Origin of the sequence: Priestia sp. J2 (assembly GCF_020790095.1) — a bacterium.
GTDB classification, from domain to species: Bacteria; Bacillota; Bacilli; order Bacillales; family Bacillaceae_H; genus Priestia; species Priestia zanthoxyli.
The window spans coordinates 84,578-103,204 of sequence record NZ_CP086209.1; the positions used below are offsets into that span (position 1 = coordinate 84,578).

Annotated in this window: 18 protein-coding genes and 1 other annotated feature; of the genes, 8 read left to right on the top strand and 10 right to left on the bottom strand. The window is 34.3% G+C overall.

Features of this window, described 5'->3' with window-relative positions:
- Positions 1-189: 189 nt before the first annotated feature.
- From LJY09_RS26705 to LJY09_RS26720, 4 genes are all read left to right on the top strand, one after another.
- The gene (locus LJY09_RS26705; RefSeq protein WP_154974523.1) at positions 190-675 is read left to right on the top strand and encodes a MarR family transcriptional regulator; all 486 of its coding nucleotides are present in this window, start codon (positions 190-192) and stop codon (positions 673-675) included.
- A gap of 73 nt (positions 676-748) precedes the next feature.
- The gene (locus tag LJY09_RS26710; protein WP_209369526.1) at positions 749-1,963 is read left to right on the top strand and encodes an MFS transporter; all 1,215 of its coding nucleotides are present in this window, start codon (positions 749-751) and stop codon (positions 1,961-1,963) included.
- Positions 1,964-2,319: 356 nt separating this feature from the next.
- Positions 2,320-2,548 (top strand) — a binding site (T-box leader).
- A 50-nt stretch (positions 2,549-2,598) separates the two neighbouring features.
- On the top strand, positions 2,599-4,524 hold the full coding sequence (thrS, locus tag LJY09_RS26715; protein WP_228307802.1) for a threonine--tRNA ligase: 1,926 nt from the start codon (positions 2,599-2,601) through the stop codon (positions 4,522-4,524).
- Positions 4,525-4,736: 212 nt separating this feature from the next.
- A complete protein-coding gene (locus LJY09_RS26720) occupies positions 4,737-5,726 on the top strand; it encodes a ketoacyl-ACP synthase III (RefSeq protein WP_209369531.1) in 990 nt (329 codons plus the stop codon).
- 238 nt (positions 5,727-5,964) lie between these two features.
- Here the strand turns inward: LJY09_RS26720 and coaD are convergent, their stop codons facing one another.
- Complete coding sequence (coaD, locus tag LJY09_RS26725; RefSeq protein WP_047752015.1) at positions 5,965-6,450, bottom strand: pantetheine-phosphate adenylyltransferase; 486 nt, start codon at positions 6,448-6,450, stop codon at positions 5,965-5,967.
- A gap of 209 nt (positions 6,451-6,659) precedes the next feature.
- The gene (locus LJY09_RS26730) at positions 6,660-7,301 is read right to left on the bottom strand and encodes a TetR/AcrR family transcriptional regulator (protein ID WP_168761487.1); all 642 of its coding nucleotides are present in this window, start codon (positions 7,299-7,301) and stop codon (positions 6,660-6,662) included.
- 110 nt (positions 7,302-7,411) lie between these two features.
- On the opposite strand from LJY09_RS26730, the gene helD reads away from it, so the two are divergent.
- Positions 7,412-9,760, top strand: a complete 2,349-nt coding sequence (gene helD, locus LJY09_RS26735; protein WP_209369533.1) for an RNA polymerase recycling motor HelD — start codon at positions 7,412-7,414, stop codon at positions 9,758-9,760.
- A gap of 633 nt (positions 9,761-10,393) precedes the next feature.
- Positions 10,394-10,582, top strand: coding sequence for an IDEAL domain-containing protein (locus LJY09_RS26740; protein ID WP_228307803.1), 189 nt, complete (start codon positions 10,394-10,396; stop codon positions 10,580-10,582).
- Positions 10,583-10,875: 293 nt separating this feature from the next.
- On the opposite strand, the gene LJY09_RS26745 is transcribed toward LJY09_RS26740, so the two are convergent.
- Positions 10,876-11,085 (bottom strand): hypothetical protein, encoded by a 210-nt coding sequence (locus LJY09_RS26745; protein WP_228307804.1) that lies wholly within the window; start codon positions 11,083-11,085, stop codon positions 10,876-10,878.
- Positions 11,086-11,546: 461 nt separating this feature from the next.
- On the opposite strand from LJY09_RS26745, the gene LJY09_RS26750 reads away from it, so the two are divergent.
- Positions 11,547-11,846 carry a general stress protein gene (locus LJY09_RS26750; RefSeq protein ID WP_228307805.1) on the top strand — a complete coding sequence of 100 codons (300 nt, stop codon included), beginning with the start codon at positions 11,547-11,549 and terminating at the stop codon, positions 11,844-11,846.
- A gap of 596 nt (positions 11,847-12,442) precedes the next feature.
- Entirely contained in the window at positions 12,443-12,613 is a 171-nt protein-coding gene (locus LJY09_RS26755) for a hypothetical protein (RefSeq protein WP_228307806.1), read from the top strand.
- A 575-nt stretch (positions 12,614-13,188) separates the two neighbouring features.
- On the opposite strand, the gene LJY09_RS26760 is transcribed toward LJY09_RS26755, so the two are convergent.
- The 7 genes from LJY09_RS26760 to LJY09_RS26790 all read right to left on the bottom strand — a co-directional run bounded on the left by LJY09_RS26760 (position 13,189) and on the right by LJY09_RS26790 (position 18,383).
- A complete protein-coding gene (locus LJY09_RS26760; RefSeq protein ID WP_047751966.1) occupies positions 13,189-13,473 on the bottom strand; it encodes a HesB/IscA family protein in 285 nt (94 codons plus the stop codon).
- 34 nt (positions 13,474-13,507) lie between these two features.
- Complete coding sequence (locus LJY09_RS26765) at positions 13,508-13,936, bottom strand: protein-tyrosine phosphatase family protein (RefSeq protein WP_228307807.1); 429 nt, start codon at positions 13,934-13,936, stop codon at positions 13,508-13,510.
- A 64-nt stretch (positions 13,937-14,000) separates the two neighbouring features.
- A complete protein-coding gene (gene arsA, locus LJY09_RS26770; RefSeq protein ID WP_228307808.1) occupies positions 14,001-15,773 on the bottom strand; it encodes an arsenical pump-driving ATPase in 1,773 nt (590 codons plus the stop codon).
- A 13-nt stretch (positions 15,774-15,786) separates the two neighbouring features.
- Positions 15,787-16,155 (bottom strand): arsenite efflux transporter metallochaperone ArsD, encoded by a 369-nt coding sequence (gene arsD, locus LJY09_RS26775; RefSeq protein ID WP_047751969.1) that lies wholly within the window; start codon positions 16,153-16,155, stop codon positions 15,787-15,789.
- 117 nt (positions 16,156-16,272) lie between these two features.
- A complete protein-coding gene (arsC, locus tag LJY09_RS26780; RefSeq protein ID WP_047751970.1) occupies positions 16,273-16,695 on the bottom strand; it encodes an arsenate reductase (thioredoxin) in 423 nt (140 codons plus the stop codon).
- A gap of 23 nt (positions 16,696-16,718) precedes the next feature.
- Positions 16,719-18,017 carry an arsenical efflux pump membrane protein ArsB gene (locus LJY09_RS26785; protein ID WP_047751971.1) on the bottom strand — a complete coding sequence of 433 codons (1,299 nt, stop codon included), beginning with the start codon at positions 18,015-18,017 and terminating at the stop codon, positions 16,719-16,721.
- A 15-nt stretch (positions 18,018-18,032) separates the two neighbouring features.
- Entirely contained in the window at positions 18,033-18,383 is a 351-nt protein-coding gene (locus LJY09_RS26790; RefSeq protein ID WP_195694661.1) for an ArsR/SmtB family transcription factor, read from the bottom strand.
- Between the last annotated feature and the right edge of the window lie 244 nt (positions 18,384-18,627).

Consider the following 18,627-nt stretch of genomic DNA (forward strand, 5'->3'; position numbering starts at 1 on the left):
GTCAACGTTTTTTCTTTATTTTGTAAATTTATAAGCGTTTTTCCTGCAAATATAGTAGGTTTTAATTACTATGAAATCTGATTTTATTGTATAGAAAAGAGATTTTACATTCATTTAATAGCTTATTAGTAGTATAATGTTTACTGGTGAACATTAATTATTTATACATTAGAAAGGTAAGGAACTAATATGTCTCTATTATCTAAACAGTTAATATACGAAAATTATTTGCAATTATTACACCTGAACGAACAAAAAGCTGATTCAGTTTCCCAAACATTTTTTGATTATCTTGATGAAAAAGAACTGAACGAAATAGGAACATTACCCAGTAACATGAGCAGCATCCACGTGATTGAATGCATTGGAAATAATGGACCTATAAATAACATAGGGATTGCGACTAGGATGAATTTATCTAAAGCAAATATCACGAAAATTACCCGAACATTAACGAAAGATGAGTTAATTAAAAGATTCCAATTAGCAGACAATAAAAAAGAGGTCTACTTTAAGTTAACAGCAAAAGGAAAACAAGTTTTTGAACTTCACGAAAAACTACATAGCAAAAGGAAACGACAATTTTATGATTTAATTGATGATTTCTCTGATGACAAACAAAAAATTATATTAGAGTTCCTTGAAACAATGATTAATAAATTAAGACAAGAATAGACAAATTAGTTGCTCTTAGAATGTCAAGCATACTTTTATATGGAAAAACTTATTTACAAGGTAGGAGATTTATATGGGACATACAAATACAAAACCTATTTTTATCTTATACGTCGTTTGTATAAGTGCATTTTTTGCATCTTTAAATCAAAATATTTACTCGCCTATTATTCCGTTAATTAAGGATTCATTTGACGTGAGCACAACATTAGTTAATTTAACTGTTTCATTGTTCATCTTTATTACAGCTATTATGCAAATAGTCTACGGGACTATTCTTGATTTTAAAGGAAGTCGTTTTATTCTTCTCCCTAGTCTTATGCTTACCGTATTGGCTAGTATTGGTTGTGCTGTTACAAGTAACTTTACGTTGTTTCTCGTTTTTCGATCTTTGCAAGCCCTCGGAACCGCAGCCATTCCATTGATTGCAGCTGCTACAATAACGGATTTTTTTGATGGGGAAGAACGAGGTAGTGCTATGGGAACTTATCAAACCTTGTTATCTATTGCTCCTGCAGTAGCTCCTATTTTAGGAGGATTTATAGGAGACCGATACAATTATGATGGTGTTTTCTGGTCATTAGTGGGTATATCTATTCTTTTACTTATTATCAATATGTTGTTTTTTCCTAAAGACCAGAAAAAGCACAAGGCAAGCAAGAGGAACGGTCTTCATTTTTACCTTGTAATGGCGAAGGATAAGATGGGAAGTGTATTGTTGTCATTAAGCTTCTTGAACTTTTTGATTTACTTTTCTATCCTGGTTTATCTCCCCGTTTTATTAACAGACCACTATCATCTAAACCTAAAACTTGTTGGCTTGCTTTATCTTCCTATGACGCTAAGCCTTATAGCCGGAAGTCTGTTATTCAAATACATTCAGAAGAAGATTTCTCTTATAAATATATTTACCTTTACTAATTTTTTAATCGTATTTAGTGTTATAGGATTTGGACTCACACATACTGTTTCTTTACTACTTATGTCGCTAAGCCTATTCATTTATGGGGTGGGAATTGGAATCTTAACACCTTCCTATGCAACCATATTAACCCATCAATTTGAACAAAATCGAGCTAGTGCTATGGGGGTATTTAACTTTGTTAGATATACTGGTATGTCTATAGGACCCATTTTGTCAGGTACATTACTAGAATTTTTGAGAAGTGAAACCATGTTTATAATGTTCGGTGTCATGTTTGGCATTATAAGTATCTTTGGTTATTTACTAGTGGACAACCCCAAAAACACAGGTGAAAATAGAACTACCAATAAACCATCTTTTTAAACAAAAACATCCAATTAATAACATATTTAGAATTAAGTATTGACATTTACAAATAATATAAATTATAATTCTATTTATTGGAAATGAACATGTTGAGCGTTGAAAAGGACACGAATTATTTTTATATTTCTTTACAGAGAATAGGGCCTTTGGCTGTGAGCCCTTAAGAAAGAGAAATAATTTACCACCTTGGAGCTATTGTGGGGAAATATGTAGATAGAGTAACCTCAATCGGGAAATCCGTTATCTTTTTGAGAATATAACACTTTTAGTGTTTTATAAAATTAGGGTGGTACCACGACCGCACTCGTCCCTGTTAGAGGGATGAGTGCGGTTTTTTATGTTCAAAAATAAATAGATAAGCAACGAAAAGGACATGAATTATTTTTATACTTCTTTGCAGAGAATAGGGTCTTTGGCTGTGAGCCCTTAAGAAAGAGAAATAATTTACCACCTTGGAGCTTTATTAGTGAACTAGTAGTAATTAATAACGTTTGCGACGTTACAGCACCAGAGCCATCAATATATTTTTATATTGATGGGAATTTGGGTGGTACCACGTGTGAAAACATACTCGTCCCTTACTTAGGGACGAGTATGTTTTTTTTGACTTTATTTAAATAGGAGAGGTTATCATGAGTAAAGATTTAATTCAAATTCGCTTTTTAGATGGAAATGAGAAAGAATTTTCAAAAGGTATTACATTACATGCTATTGCAGAATCCATTAGTTCTAGCCTAAAGAAGAAAGCTATTGCGGGTAAAGTAAATGGAGAATTGTATGATTTGCATCGAGCCATTAATCAAAATGCAGAAATCGAAATTTTAACAGTAGATTCTGACGAAGGTCTAGAGATTATGAGGCATACAACAGCTCACATACTTGCTCAGGCTGTAAAAAGAGTACATAAGAATGTGAAATTAGGTGTAGGACCAGTTATTGAAGATGGATTTTATTACGATATGGATCTTTCTACAACGATTGCTTCTAATGAGTTGCTACAACTTGAACATGAAATGAAGAAAATTATTAATGAAAATCACCCTATTGAACGTACTGAAGTGACACGCAGTGAAGCTGAAAAAATATTTAGCGAAATAAACGACGAGTTGAAACTCGAATTATTACGTGATATCCCTATGAATGAAACAGTTACGATTTATAAACAAGGGGAATTTTTCGATTTATGTCGAGGCCCTCACCTACCTTCTACTGGAATGGTTAAGGCGTTTAAATTAACAAAAGTATCAGGAGCATACTGGAGAGGTAACAGCGATAACCAAATGTTACAACGTGTATATGGCGTAGCTTTTCGTTCTCAAAAACAGTTAAATGAGTATCTGATGTTTCTAGAAGAAGCAGCGAAAAGAGACCATAGAAAATTGGGAAATGAACTAGAATTATTTATGTTTTCTGATGAAGCACCTGGAATGCCTTTTTATCTAGCTAAAGGACAAATGGTTAAAAATCAGCTGGAGCAATTCCTACGATCCGTTCAAGAAAAGCATAATTATGAAGAAGTACGTACTCCTTTTATGATGAATCAACAATTATGGGAAAAGTCTGGTCACTGGGATCATTATAAGGATAATATGTATTTTTCAGAAGTGGATAACGCTAAATTTGCATTAAAGCCCATGAACTGTCCTGGTCATATGCTTATCTTTAAAAATAAGCTCCATTCCTATAGAGATTTACCCATTCGAATGGGAGAATTCGGTCAAGTTCACCGTCACGAATTCAGTGGGGCTCTAAATGGATTATTAAGAGTACGTACGTTTTGTCAGGACGATGCTCATATCTTTGTTACTCCTGAACAAATTGAAAGTGAAATTAAATCGGTCATTGAATTAGTGGATTATATCTACAAGACATTTGGTTTTGAATATAGTATTGAACTTTCAACTCGACCAGAAGACTCCATGGGAGAGGATAGCTTATGGGAACTTGCTGAAAACTCCTTAGAAAACGTATTAAGAAAGTTGAACTTTGATTATAAATTGAACGAAGGCGACGGAGCATTTTATGGTCCTAAAATCGATTTTCATATTAAAGATGCCTTAAAAAGAAGTCATCAATGTGCAACGATTCAATTAGACTTCCAGCTACCAGAAAAATTTGATTTGAATTATATTAACGAAAAGAACGAAAAACAGCGTCCAGTTGTCATTCATCGTGCTATTTTTGGATCCCTTGACCGTTTCTTTGGCATTTTAATTGAGCACTTTGGAGGCGTCTTCCCAACATGGTTGGCACCTGTACAAGTAAAGGTTATTCCAGTTTCCCTAAAGGTTCATCAGGAATATGCCCAAGAGATTAAAGAAGCTTTAGGAAAGAAAGGGATTCGAGTAGAATTAGATAATCGAGAACAAAAGCTCGGATATAAGATTCGAGAAGCTCAAGTGGCGAAAGTTCCTTATATTTTGGTATTAGGAGATAAGGAAATGGAAAGCAACTCCGTAAACGTACGAAAACACGGTGAAGAAAAGTCTGAAACGTTCAATTTAGATAGCTTTATTGAAAAACTTCAGGATGAAATTGTTGAAAAGAAACTTAGATAATTAAACAAAAATGGTTCCTTAATATTTAATAAGGGACCTTTTTGTATTTCTAGTTTACTCTTTCCTATAATGAATCAGCACAGGTTTTTATATTTTATTATTAGGATTTTGTATACTCATTTTACAATTTTTTCATATAAAATCATTGACTTTATTAGTACCTAGTACTAATATCAATTTATATATCTTGGTAATTAAGAAGGGTGAATACAATGAAATCAACTGCACGTATTACAGCAATAGGTACATATGTACCAGAAAAAAGACTTACCAATGACGATTTAGAACGAATTGTAGATACGAATGATGAATGGATTGTGAAACGAACTGGCATGAAGGAAAGAAGAATTGCCGATGAAAACGAATATTCTTCTGACCTAGCCATTAAAGCAATTGAAAACTTAGTAGAGCAATATCAGAAAGAGTTAAAGGATGTAGGATGTATCGTAGTCTCAACTACAACACCCGACTATGCATTTCCAAGCGTGGGAGCCCAAATACAAGATTACTTTGATATTCCTACAACTGGGGCGCTAGACTTTAACGCTACCTGTGCTGGCTTTACATACGGATTACACATGGCAAACGCCTTTATTACATCTGGACTTCATGATAAAGTCTTAGTCGTAACTGCAGAAACATTATCAAAGGTTACAGATTATACAGATCGCACTACCTGTGTTCTATTTGGGGATGGAGCTGCAGCTGTTTTGGTCGAAAATGATGCAGAGCGCCCAAGTTTTATTGCTACGCATATTGGTACAAATGGAAAGGGAGGTAAACATGTATACCGCACCAATTTATCTACTACCATGCATGGACAACCTTTGAGTTCGAGTGGCAAGATGGTGCAAAACGGAAGGGAAGTATATAAGTGGGCATCTCGAACAATTCCTTTAGGTATGGCTGAATTGCTAGAACAAGCAAATCTACAAAAGAGTGAAGTAAATTGGTTCGTTCCACACAGTGCCAATTTACGAATGGTTGAGTCTATATGTGAAAGATCAGAGTTTCCAGTTGAGAAGACATTAACTAGTGTCGAGTACATGGGAAACACTTCTTCCGTTTCCATTCCTCTAGCACTACAAATAGGGATAAACGAAGGAAAATTAAAAGATGGAGACGTTCTCTTACTCTACGGATTTGGAGGAGGCCTTACCCACGCAGGTCATATTATTAAATGGGATTTAGGTAAGGAGTAAACAATTAATTTATATCATTTCAACAAGAGTTTTATAGCTAATGAGAAGTTAGTAAGTTTGTATACACAATGTTAGTTAACCCTTAAATAACCTAAACAAAGATGACCGGCATGACAATACAAAAAGATCCTACATCAAAATAATGTAGGATCTTTTCATTTACTTTTATAAATAGAGTATGTTTATAAAAGTATAGAAAAGCACCCTTACTCCAAGATAACATGTGTGTATACATTATTTATCCCTGGTAACATGGAACTTTCAATAAAAGTGCTTTTTCAACATGCTCTGGAATATAACTGCTTAACCTTCCCCCATTAGAATAGATTTCCTTTACCATACTTGAACTAAGAAAAGAATATTTTTCTTCTGAGTGAATAAAGAATGTTTCAGCTTCTTTATATAGATTTTTATTTGTTAGCGCCATCTGGGCTTCATATCCATAATCAGTCACGGTTCTCAAGCCTTTGATAATCGCTTTATAATTGTGTTCTTTCATATAATCTACAAGTAATCCTTCAAATGTATCAACTTTGACTTTTTTATTATCTTTAAATGATTGTTCAATTAGCTGTCTTCTCTCTTCGGTAGAAAATAAATATTGTTTCTTAGAATTCACCAAACCAGCGACTAAAATTTCATCAAAAAATTCACTAGCTCTATTTATAATATCAATATGCCCATTTGTAATTGGATCAAAGCTTCCTGGATATATAGCCTTCATTTAATCACCTCACTTCTTACTACTAACTATTCCGAAAAGCATTTGGTAATCTTTTCATTTTGTTAGCAATAATAATTACTTTAACATCTTGTAATAGATTTGAATATCTTGTACGTAAAAGTATGACTTTTTGAACATCACTAACAAAGGAAGACTTCCATTTCGAATTCTTTCTATTTTATATCGTTATCTTAAATGTTTTAACAAAGTCAATACAACTTTTCGAAATATTGTTTTATTGAAGGAAAGCTTCCTTTTGGAGCACCTAATAGTTTTTCGTAAATCTCGTCAATCGCATCAAGTTTGGCAATGAGTTGTTCGTGAGTCAATGAGAAAAGGCTGGGATCAAGCATGAAATGGAGTCCGACTAGTAAGAACTCCGTAATTTCATCTGGAAAATTCGTGTGAAATACACCTTCTTCCACTCCTTGCTTCACAACAGATGAAATAATTGGTGCATACTCTTTAATCATGCCAACTTTCATTTTCTGATGTAGAAGGACGTTATCTTTGTGATGCAAATGAGTCATTAATCCATCACTGAAATGATTTGATGTTTCCTGTGAAAAAAATTGAATGATGCTTATAAACTTTTCTATTGCCTTTAAATCAGGGTTATTAATAATTTGTTTAAATAACTGGACACTAGAATCAATAGAGTCTTGAATTACTGCGTCTGCAATTTCATCTTTTGACTTGAAATAATGATAAAAAGTACCTTTCGCAACTCCAACTTTTTTAATAATATCGTTAACCGTAGTATTCTCATATCCATTAGATGAAAATAAACCTTTTGCTACGGTAATAATCTCGATTCTTCTTTCTTCTGGTTTTTTGACGATTCTTTTCATGGAATTTCCCCCTTGAGACATATTATTGTCTTTTAAAGATACATCATTGACCGTCGGTCGGTCAATAGTGTATCATTTATTTACTTAACATCTGTAGGGAGCGTGAAAAGATGACAAATGGAAACCAAGAGCGAAAGTATGAAAATGAGCGCATTCGTATTGTTTTAAGAGAAATTGATAAAAAAGTGGTTAAATTGGATTATGATTCTGGTGGATTAAAAAAAGATGTCATTCATTTAAAGAAAACCTTTTGGGATGATGTGAAAATTAATCTAGATAATCCTGAAGATGCTGGTGAAACCTTATCAAGCATTAGACAGCAGGCAGAGATGCTGTCCGAGAGGGAAAGAACGCACCGTCAACTAGATAAGCAGAGGAAGACCTTATCTCGATTAAAAGATTCTCCATATTTCGCCCGAGTTGATTTTCTTGAAAATGGGGAGGAGACAACAAATAACGTATACCTCGGAGTTGCGAGTTTAATGAATGAAAAAGAGGAAAAATTTCTTATTTATGATTGGAGAGCTCCTATTTCCAGTATTTATTATGATTACTCTCCGGGACCAGCCCAATACGAAACAGTAGAAGGGATGATTCAAGGAGAAATGCAGTTAAAGCGTCAGTTTATCACGAAAGACGGCCAAATCAAAACGATGTTTGATACGGGTGTAACCATTGGAGATGAACTATTGAAAGAAATACTTGGCAATAACGCGAGTATCAATATGAAAAGCATTGTTGCTACCATTCAGAAAGAGCAAAATCAGATCATTCGTAACGTGAAAAGTAAGTATTTAGTTGTACAAGGGGTTGCTGGTAGTGGGAAAACCTCTGCAGCTCTTCAAAGAGTTGCGTATTTGTTGTATCGCTACCAAGATGAGATCACGGCCGAAAATATTATGCTTTTTTCACCTAATTCTTTATTCAATCGCTACATTGCTTCTGTCCTCCCTGATTTAGGAGAGGACAATATGCAGCAGCTTACATTCCAAGAATATGTAGAGAAGCGTCTTGGAAAACAATTTGATGTTGAACATCCGTTTACGCAAATGGAATATATGCTTACATGTCAGGAACATAAAATGTATTCTGCCAGAAGAAAAGGAATACGGTATAAAGCGAGTAACGATTTTAAATCTTTGATTGACTCCTATGTTGTTGTTCTCTCAAGTGAAGACTACCTTATCTTTAAAAATATTTCTTTCCGGGGAGAAATGTTGATTGGAGCTGAACAAATTAAAAGCTATTTTTATTCACTAGACGCATCTATCTCTATTCCAAATCGTATGCAGTTAGTAAAGGAATGGCTTCTAAAAGAGTTAGTAAAGAAAGAAAAATTGGAGAGAACCAAAGATTGGGTAATAGAAGAGAGTGATCTGCTAGATCTTGAAGAGTATACAAAAGTTTATAGTGAGCTCCTAAAGGAAGGAAGATTTTCTGAAAATACGTTCGACGATTTTGAACAGGAGCAAAAGAAAATAGCTAAAAAGATTGTCAAAAAACACTTTAAACCAATACGAACAGCTGTAAAGAAACTAAAATTTATTAATGTGGCAGCGCTTTACAGCCAATTGTTTAAGCAGAAAGATAACATCTACCAAAAGCTTAATGATACATTTCCTGAAGGTTGGGAAGAAATTTGTTCATATACGTTAAAAAAGCTACATAGAAAAGAACTGACGTATGAAGATGCAGCTCCTTATTTGTATCTCCAAGATAAACTTGAGGGGAAAAGAATAAACACAAGAATACGTCATTTATTTATTGATGAAGCACAGGATTATTCACCCTTTCAGTTTTTTGTGCTTAAGCAGCTTTTTCCTTATTGCCGAATGACGATTCTAGGTGATTTTAATCAGGCGATTTATGCCCATACTCTAAATGCACCAACCTTACTATCAAACGAATTGTATGTAAAAGAAAATTTTGAAAAAGTGGTGTTAACGAAAAGCTACCGTTCAACTCGTCAAATCGTTGAATTTACAAAGGGAATTATAGAAGAAGGAGAAACTATTGAAGCCTTTAACAGAAATGGTCAGAAGCCTACTTTTACGAAGGTAGAGGACCTGGACACCCTCCAATCTCGAATAACAAAGAAGATTAGGCAACTGCAGTCAGCAAACCATGAAACAATTGCTGTGATATGTAAAACAGGAAAAGAAAGCTGGGAAGCCTATGACCGATTGAGTGAGCAAATAAATATCCAGCTGATGGAACATAATACGAGTTCTTATCGAAAAGGTATCTTAATTTTACCTGCTTATTTGGCAAAGGGAATCGAATTTGATGCTGTGATAATATACGATGCTTCTGATGTAACATATGGAAGAGAATTTGAAAGGAAGCTTTTTTATACTGCATGTACGAGGGCCATGCACGAGCTTCATCTTTTCTCCGTAGGGGAGATGAGTCCGTTTATGAATAAGATTCCTGCAAATTCATATGAGATTACGGAGTAAGTATAACTTCAATGAGGAAAAATGGCCTTCCACCACTTTAATTCCTGACAGGGTTCGCGGAAGCTTTTTTCTGTGGCATTAAATATAAAAGCCGATGATTCCTTAGCGTAGGGAAAATCGGCTTTATTCATATCGAAATTTGCTTAGCGTATGTTTTTCGCATTTTGTTGGTAGGACCCCAGAAAGTAAGTTTAGGAGGTTACTTTTTTTAAGGAGGATTGTTCGTAAAAGTATATGTTTACGAACTTTTCTCTTATATAGAAAACCTGTCATTTTCATCGTTCGGTTAAGTTTGAAAATAAATGACGAACGTCTTCTAAAAACTATACACCTTTATGAACGTTTCTGATAGGAAAATAAATTAAGCTAATGGTTTGCCATTGTTAAACATGACTGGCAGAACCTATATTCTTAAAAGTTAGTTTGTAGATCTCCTTCAACAAATAAATAAAACAGTTTTTGTGCTCGCTTTAGGGTTTATAAGTATGAAATAACAATCAGAATAACAAAAGGATTATCAATACATGGGGTAAATATATTCATTATTTCACTTTATCTATCAATCTCGTATAAATAACGTCAAAAAGGTTAATAATGTTTAAAAAGGAGAAAAGATAAAGGGGTTGATTTTTAATGGAAAATAATGTACTTAAAAACATTGATCCAAGTTTACGTGATGAAATGCTGGCTGAATTGTTTTTGGATCAAACGATGAACGATTTCAAAAGAAGTAAGATCCTTAAGGAAATAGACCAGTCTTTAAAAAATAAAGATAAACAAGCTTTTTTACGTTTAACAGAGGAACTTAAATCTGTATCTTAATAAAAACGATGTAATATATAAGAAATTCATTAAAAATAAGCCTTCTTTTTTAAAGACTGAGGCTTCTTTTTATTTCACATTTATATATATCTTTTTATAATAAATTAAACTTATAATGAGAGAACCTATTAGTTCCAGTACGAAAATGCTCGTAAGTCTCTTGTCAAAAATTAATTACTAATTACTTAATACTTGAATTGTAATTAAAAAGCAGGTCTGATCCAAAGATAAAATCTGCTAAAAAATCAAAAAGAGATAATGAAAACATCGTGATTTACTCAATGATTCATTAATTAAAGGAAGAATGCAATTCTCACTAGGTCTATTCCCCAGAACTTCTCTTTAATATTATTGTATTTATTTCCTTCTGCAATATGAGCTTTCCGGAAATTTAATTGATATAAGGTAATTAACATCCAAACAGTGATGCCAGTTAGGCCAGCAATCCATACTAAAATTAGAAAAACAGTGTTAGCAGCAATGATAAAAATACTTACGACCATGCTAAAGAGCACCCCTGTTATCCGAATACATGGGTGCTCTCCTATAATAAAATTTGTATGACAACCTTTCAATCAATATGTTATAATTACTAGTAGACCTAACCTTTCTTATACTTTCGCAAAGTATAACTCAAAATCAAAAAAAGTCACCTCACTCTCCAATGCCAATAGAATGAGGTGCTTTTTATTTTATAGTGTCGTTTAATCTTCCTCCGGCATCTTAATTAAAATAGTGATAGCTACTGCTGTCAGAAATATAGCCTCTAAAATTATCAATAGATTTGTACTCATATCTCCCATCTACCCTTCTACTCTAATCCCTATAATTTCATTGTAACAAAGGAAATAAGTGAATAGAACAAAAAAATGAAAGCGTTTTATTTAAGTGTTTTATCATGTTAAGGATGGAATTAAACGTGAAAATAAGTTTTCGTTTAATTAAAATTTAAGGAGATGGGAAAATGGGAACAAGAAAAGGAGTTGCAGGGACTTTTCATTCAGAGCAAGAAGCGATACATGCAATTAAGGTGTTAAAACATCAGGGGTATCGTGAAACAGATATATTAGTAGTAGCAAAGGATAGCAATAATACTTTACAGTTAGGGACTGAAACGAATGTAATGATAGAAGCTGGAACACCAGCTGTAAGTTCGTTGGCAGGTGTGATGATGGACAGCTTTCTTACCATGATGACAGGTGGAATGCTTTCTACTACCCAAGCTGGTGGCCTAACTTCAAAACTTTACTGCAAAACGGTGTGAAATAGATGTAAAGGAAGGGAAAATCCTTGTTCTAATTGATGTGGATGAAACTCAAACAATTCCTTCACATACTAAGGTTAGGGAGTCGCCATACGAGACGGAGGGGCACAGGTCAGTGCAACTTCTCCTGTTATTAAAGAGATTGAAGAGGTTGCAACCTCAGTAAACAATCAGAAACCAGAAAGTCAAATTAAAGACACGAATATTACGACTTCTGAAAAAGGAAAAAACAATGAGAAATCAACAAACAAGCAAAAGAAATAAGTATATCTTCTTTATAGTTTATAGTAGAGAGAATAATTAGGAATATTTAAGGAAGGGCTGCCTAACTGTATTGGCAGCTTTTTTATTGCTCTTTAAATTAACATAAGTAATATTTCTAAAATCAAAAAAGAACCAAAATGACTCATTAAAATGAGCATAAACAGGCAATAAAATAAAAGAAATTACTTTCATTACTAAGGGTCATTTCTTTTATTCCTAAAAGTCCTGGAGGTTATATTAAATTCCAACAGGTATTCTCACTAAATTCTAGAAATATTAATTATTAAAATTCCGTATAAATATTTCCAATTATGATAAAAGCAGGTGATTAAATGGAACGAAAGAAGTTTATTGAACACATTGATAAGTTAATGGAACAATCTGATGCGTGGAGAAAGGATGCAGAGAAAAGGGAAGACTTGAACAGTGCATGTTTTTACCAAGGCGAGGTCAAAGCTTATGAGAGAGTAAAGAGATTGGTTAATCAGCAGTTACATGCATAAATAAAAATTACAACCCTAACTCAGAAATGAGGAAGGTTTGCCTTATTTCTTTTTCTAGTTTACATAAGATAAATTCTAGAAACCAATTTATTTCAGGAGAAAGGGGGCATTTTATGGTCCAATATAATAGTAAGTGCATAGAGTTAGTTTATAGATAGAGTAAAATCGTTTGAGTGTCTTAGACTGCGCTTTTTTATATCTCAATTTTTTAAGAATACTTTTGAAATTGAGATATAAAAAATTTAAATTTATATTAAAACCCACAATTTTGCCTGTCTACTCATAGAAATAAAAAGAAACTATACAGCAGCAGGTGATCATTAGATGTTTATAAAATATATGCTCTTCTTTATATGTTGGAACGTGGCTTAGTCGCGTATATTTTTCATCAACTGAATGGGAGATCTAAAGTTGTATCAAAAATTGAAGTAGAACGTAATGAGAATTACTGGCAGCATAACGAATTGTATCTTCTAGGTCCTAAAAAGAAGTAAACAAAGGTAAATAAAAAAGAGAAGATTTTAACCTTCTCTTTTTACCACATATATTCTACAGTTTTAAAGTTAATTATTTAATTAACAACAGCTGTTATCCATTCCTACCAAAACAAATCCTGCACCTTGAGGACCTTCTTGAACATCAAGTGTAAGCCCTTGAGTTGTAGATAGTACTGTATTTTCAATAGCTACTTGAATACCGTTAATTTCTTGGACTGTATCATCCTCAGTAGGTTCGTCCAATGATAAACCGACTTGAGGTCCACAGCATCCAGCACCTTCAGAGTAAAAACGAATGCCTTTAGCTCCTTGTTCAGCGAATACATCTTCTAACATCTTTTTAGCTCCATCTGTGATATTCATCTAATCTCTCCCTATCTTCAATTATATTTATTGGTTAAGCTTCTGGAAATAAACGTTGAAGTGAAGCTTTCATTTCAGGTTTTACATTAATTTTAGCACGAGCTGCTTTTGCTTTTTCTTCGGCTTCTGCAATGGAATCAGCTTCTCTAAGTGCTAACAGAGTTCCAATTGCAATCGTACCAGTACGATTACTTCCTCCTGCACAATGGAAGTAAATCTTCTTCCCTTCCTTGTACGATTTTATTACTTCATTAATTGCATTTTCAATAGATTCATCTTGGTTTTCTGCATCATCTACAATTGGCGTATGAACACGTACTTCTGGAGCATCATGTTCTAATGATTCTGCACGTAAGTCATAAATCACATCTACTTTATCATTTTTCATTATTTCTTTTACATCAGCTGCACCACCAATAAAAATACGATTGTCAATTAATGATTGATAATTTTTGTTATTCATGTTGTCCACCTCTATAATTTTAATGTCTGAATCATTATTAAAACAGGTTACTTCCCACTTTGAATTATTGAATATACTCTTTGACTTTTTCGTAACCGATTTTCTCTTCTGGTTGCCAGGGAATAATAGCACAATTAGATGTTAATTCATTCTTTATTTTCTTAATCCATGCTTTTTCAGCTTGTGATCTTCCCTTTAAAATAGCATCCTTTGTATCTGTTGCGTACAGACTTTGGTTGATAACCCACCATTTTGGCGTAATTTCAGCACGTTTCAAGTCTTCCTGAAGACGATTCGCTTCTAATACTGGCGTTGCTTCTGCAAGAGTTACAATAACTACACTCGTTTCTTTTGGATTACGTAAACGTGGCAGTAACGTTTTAACGCTTTCTGGAACCTCTCCTGTAGCTTTTTCCAATTCTTTATGATAAGACTCGCTAGCATCAAGTAAAAGCAACGTATGACCAGTTGGTGCTGTATCAATGACTACAATTTCATCATTTGACTTAGCTACCACATCCGCAAAAGCTCGAAACACAGCAATTTCTTCTGTACATGGTGAATTTAAGTCTTCTTGAATATAAGCAATGCCATCTTCATCAAGTTCCTCACTAGCTTTTGTAAGTACTTCTTTTTTATAAGCATCTACTTCAGCTTTAGGGTCAATTCGACTGATGCTTAGTAATTCCTTTGCTTCACTATTACTAAAAATAAAATCTAAATGGGCTGCAGGATCTGTGGTAGTTAAATGAACACGATGGCCTTTTTCAACTAGTCCTACTGCAATGGCAGATGCTACTGTTGTTTTACCAACACCGCCTTTACCCATTGTGAAAATAACTTTTGTTCCATTTTTAGAGAAGTCTTCTACAACATCTTTAAACTCGGTTAACTTTTCTGGAGAAAGCTCTACATTTTTAATTTCGGTTTCTGGTAATGTCTCTGATTTAAACAAACGACGTAAATGATTAATACCCGTTAAAGGGTAAGATACGTAAGGCACTGAATACATAACCATTTGTTGAAGTTCTTCTGGCACTTTCTTTAATGATTCTTGTTGTCGAGTATAAAAAGCAGTAGATATTTCATCGCCTTGTACATATTGACTCATTAACCCATTCACAATTAAGTTTTGATTTAAAATGCCAATATCTTTTAATTCTTTTGAAGCTCTATTTGCCTCTTCTAGAGAAGAAACATCGGGCCGAGCCACTAACATTAAAGTCGTCTGATCCGGATTTGATAAAGCTTCTACCGTTTTTGCGTATAAACCTCTCTTTTCATCTAGACCTGATAAAGGCCCTAAACAAGAAGCTCCATGTGTACTTTCATCTAAGAAACCAGTCCATGCACTTGGCAATTGTAACAAGCGAAGTGTATGCCCTGTTGGCGCTGTATCAAAAAGAATATAATCAAACTGGTTGACCATTTCTTCATTAGCAAGTAAATTTGTAAACTCATCAAATGCAGCAATCTCTACCGTACAAGCTCCAGATAATTGTTCTTCCATAGTAGAAACAACAGCATCAGGGAGTTTTCCACGATAAGGTCCTACGACTTTCTCACGGTATGTTTTTGCTGCTTCTTCAGGGTCCAGGTTACAAGCATATAAATTTTTCACCATCGGTATCTCAATTGGCTCGTTTCTCAAGTCAATTTCAAATACATCTTGTAAATTTGAAGCAGGATCTGTACTAACAATCAGTACTTTATGACCGTTATCTGCTAACGAAACAGCTACAGCACATGCTATGGATGTTTTGCCAACACCGCCTTTACCTGTAAAAAATAAAAAGGGTGTTTGAACCATTTTTTCGGGTTGAAAAGATTTGAACATTTCTTTTACCTCCCTATTTTGGATTATTAATATTTAATTTGATCGACATGCGTGGTTTTTCGCTCTTTAATTCTTCAGTTTTAACACCAAACCATTCAGCAAATTCTTCATTGGTTGGGTAGCTTCCAGTTTTCTCTACTTCACCATCCACTAATACTACTGGTAAAGCATCTGGACCTTTACTCATAAGAATCTTATTAACTGCTACTTGATCAACGAACTTATTTGGTTCGCTTGTTAAGTTATAACGTGTGATATCGAACCCTTTTTTCTCCAAGGCGAATACGGCTGAAGCCACCCTTGTTAATTCAGGATCAACACTAGGACCACAAACACCTGTTGAACAACACATAGCTGGATCAAAAATCTCTACTTTCTTCATAATTTCATCTCCCTTTATGTAGACTATACCTTTTTAAAAGTAGTTTATAATAATATACTTATATAAAAGATAAAGGATATGCCGAGAGAAACTCTCCCGGCTATTTAATTTTAATGATTATTTACCTGTTTCAGCAAAACGGTGAATACGCTCTCCGATTTCATCACGTACACGTTGGAAGAATGCCCATTTCTCTTCATCTGTTCCTTCTGCTTTTGCTGGATCATCAAATCCCCAGTGTTCACGTTTTACATGAGGAGGCGTTACTGGGCAGTGATCTGCTGCGTGACCACATAACGTGACGACTAAATCCGCATTATTTAAAATTTCAGGATCAATAACATCAGATGTTTGATTCGAAATATCAATGCCTGCTTCTTTCATCGCTTTGACAGCATTGGGGTTTAGCCCATGTGCTTCCAGACCTGCACTGCGTACATCCCATTCTTCATTATTTAGATGTTTTTTTGCCCAACCTTCTGCCATTTGGCTACGGCAAGAGTTACCTGTACATAAGAAATAAAGTGTTTTTTTAGACATGTGTCAAATCTCCTTTAGAAATGTTATGAAATAATAAGTAACCAAATATATAAACCAACAAGTGTAATAAACAGTGTTGGAATGGTTAAAATGATACCTGTTTTGAAATAGGTTCCCCATGAGATTTTCACGCCTTTTGTAGAAAGAACATGAAGCCATAAGAGTGTGGCAAGAGAACCGATTGGCGTGATTTTCGGACCTAAATCTGATCCAATAACATTGGCGTAAATAAGTGCTTCTTTAATCGTCCCTGTTGTATGTGTTGCGTCTATCGCAAGGGCATCAATCATAACGGTTGGCATATTGTTCATGATGGATGAAAGAATGGCTGCAATAAATCCCATGCCAATGGTTGCTGCAAACAGGCCTTGATCGGCTGTTGCTTGAATCACATCGGCTAGCACTTCTGTTAGACCAACATTACGTAAACCGTATACCACGACATACATACCGATGGAGAAAAAGACAATGGCCCACGGTGCTCCTTTTAATACTGTTTTTGTTTCCACTGCTGGACTTGTTCTTGCTATTCCTAAGAAGAAAACAGCAATAATTCCTGCAATGAGAGATACCGGAATATCGAAAAATTCACCAACAAAGTAACCAAGGACTAGAATAACGAGTACTATCCCAGATAATCGGAACATCTTTTCATCTTTAATCGCATCGACTGGTTTCTGTAAATCCGCAACATTGTACTTCTTAGGAATACTTTTGCGGAAGTATAGATATAAAACAATAATGCTTGAGAAGAGTGCGAACAAATCTGGCACAATCATACGTGATGCAAACTCAGAAAATCGAATACCAAAAAAATCAGCTGATACGATATTAACTAAGTTACTAACCACAAGTGGTAATGACGTTGTATCTGCAATAAATCCACTTGCAATTATAAATGGAAAGACCATTTTATCTTCAAACTTTAATGCGCGAACCATTGCCAGTACAATCGGCGTTAAAATTAAGGCTGCTCCATCATTCGCAAATAAGGCTGCAACAACGGCTCCAAGTAGCGAAACATATACAAACATACGAACACCATTGCCACCTGCAGCTCTTGCCATATGCAATGCTGCCCATTCAAAGAAACCAATTTCATCTAAAATTAAGGAAATAATAATAACTGCGATAAATGTGAGGGTCGCATTCCATACGATGCTTGTTACATCCAGAACATCTTGAAAATCAACGACTCCTGCCAGCAAAGCCAGGACGGCTCCCCCACAGGCTGACCAACCTATAGATAGGTTTTTAGGTTGCCAAATAACAAAAACTAATGTCACTAAAAAGATCAGTGACGCCAGGACAACTGATGTCAATTTTTAAACCTCCAATTACTCACAACAACTAATACGTAAGCCCTGTTTTTCTAATTCAGTTAAACGTTCATCTTGACTTGGTAATGAAGCAAGCAAACTGATTATAAAATCGTGATTTTCATGTGCTTCGTTAAGAGAATAAAAAATCCATTGTCCTTTTCGTTTTTCCTTCACTAAACCAATATCTTTTAACTTGCGTAAATGCTGACTAATGGATGGCTGACTAGCCTTGTAGATTTCTACTAATTCGCAAACACAGCATTCATTTGTTTGTAAAAGCTTCATCATTGATAGGCGCGTTTTATCACCCAACAATTTTAGAATTTGAGCTGCTTTTTCAATTTCAACTACTGTTTTCACACCCACGTACATACACCTCCTAGTTAACTAGAATTAATATATAATAATTTGCTTATATGTTTATATGTATTAATATACTTGCTTTTTAAAACATTTACAACCCTTTTGATTAAATAAGTTAGATCAGTCCCATCTTGTTATCATGCACCCATCTAACTGTTCACTTATATATAAAGAAATTCATGTAATAATTAACCTTCACATCAACTTCTACTTATATGTGAAAAATCCCCCAAGATTATTCCTTAGA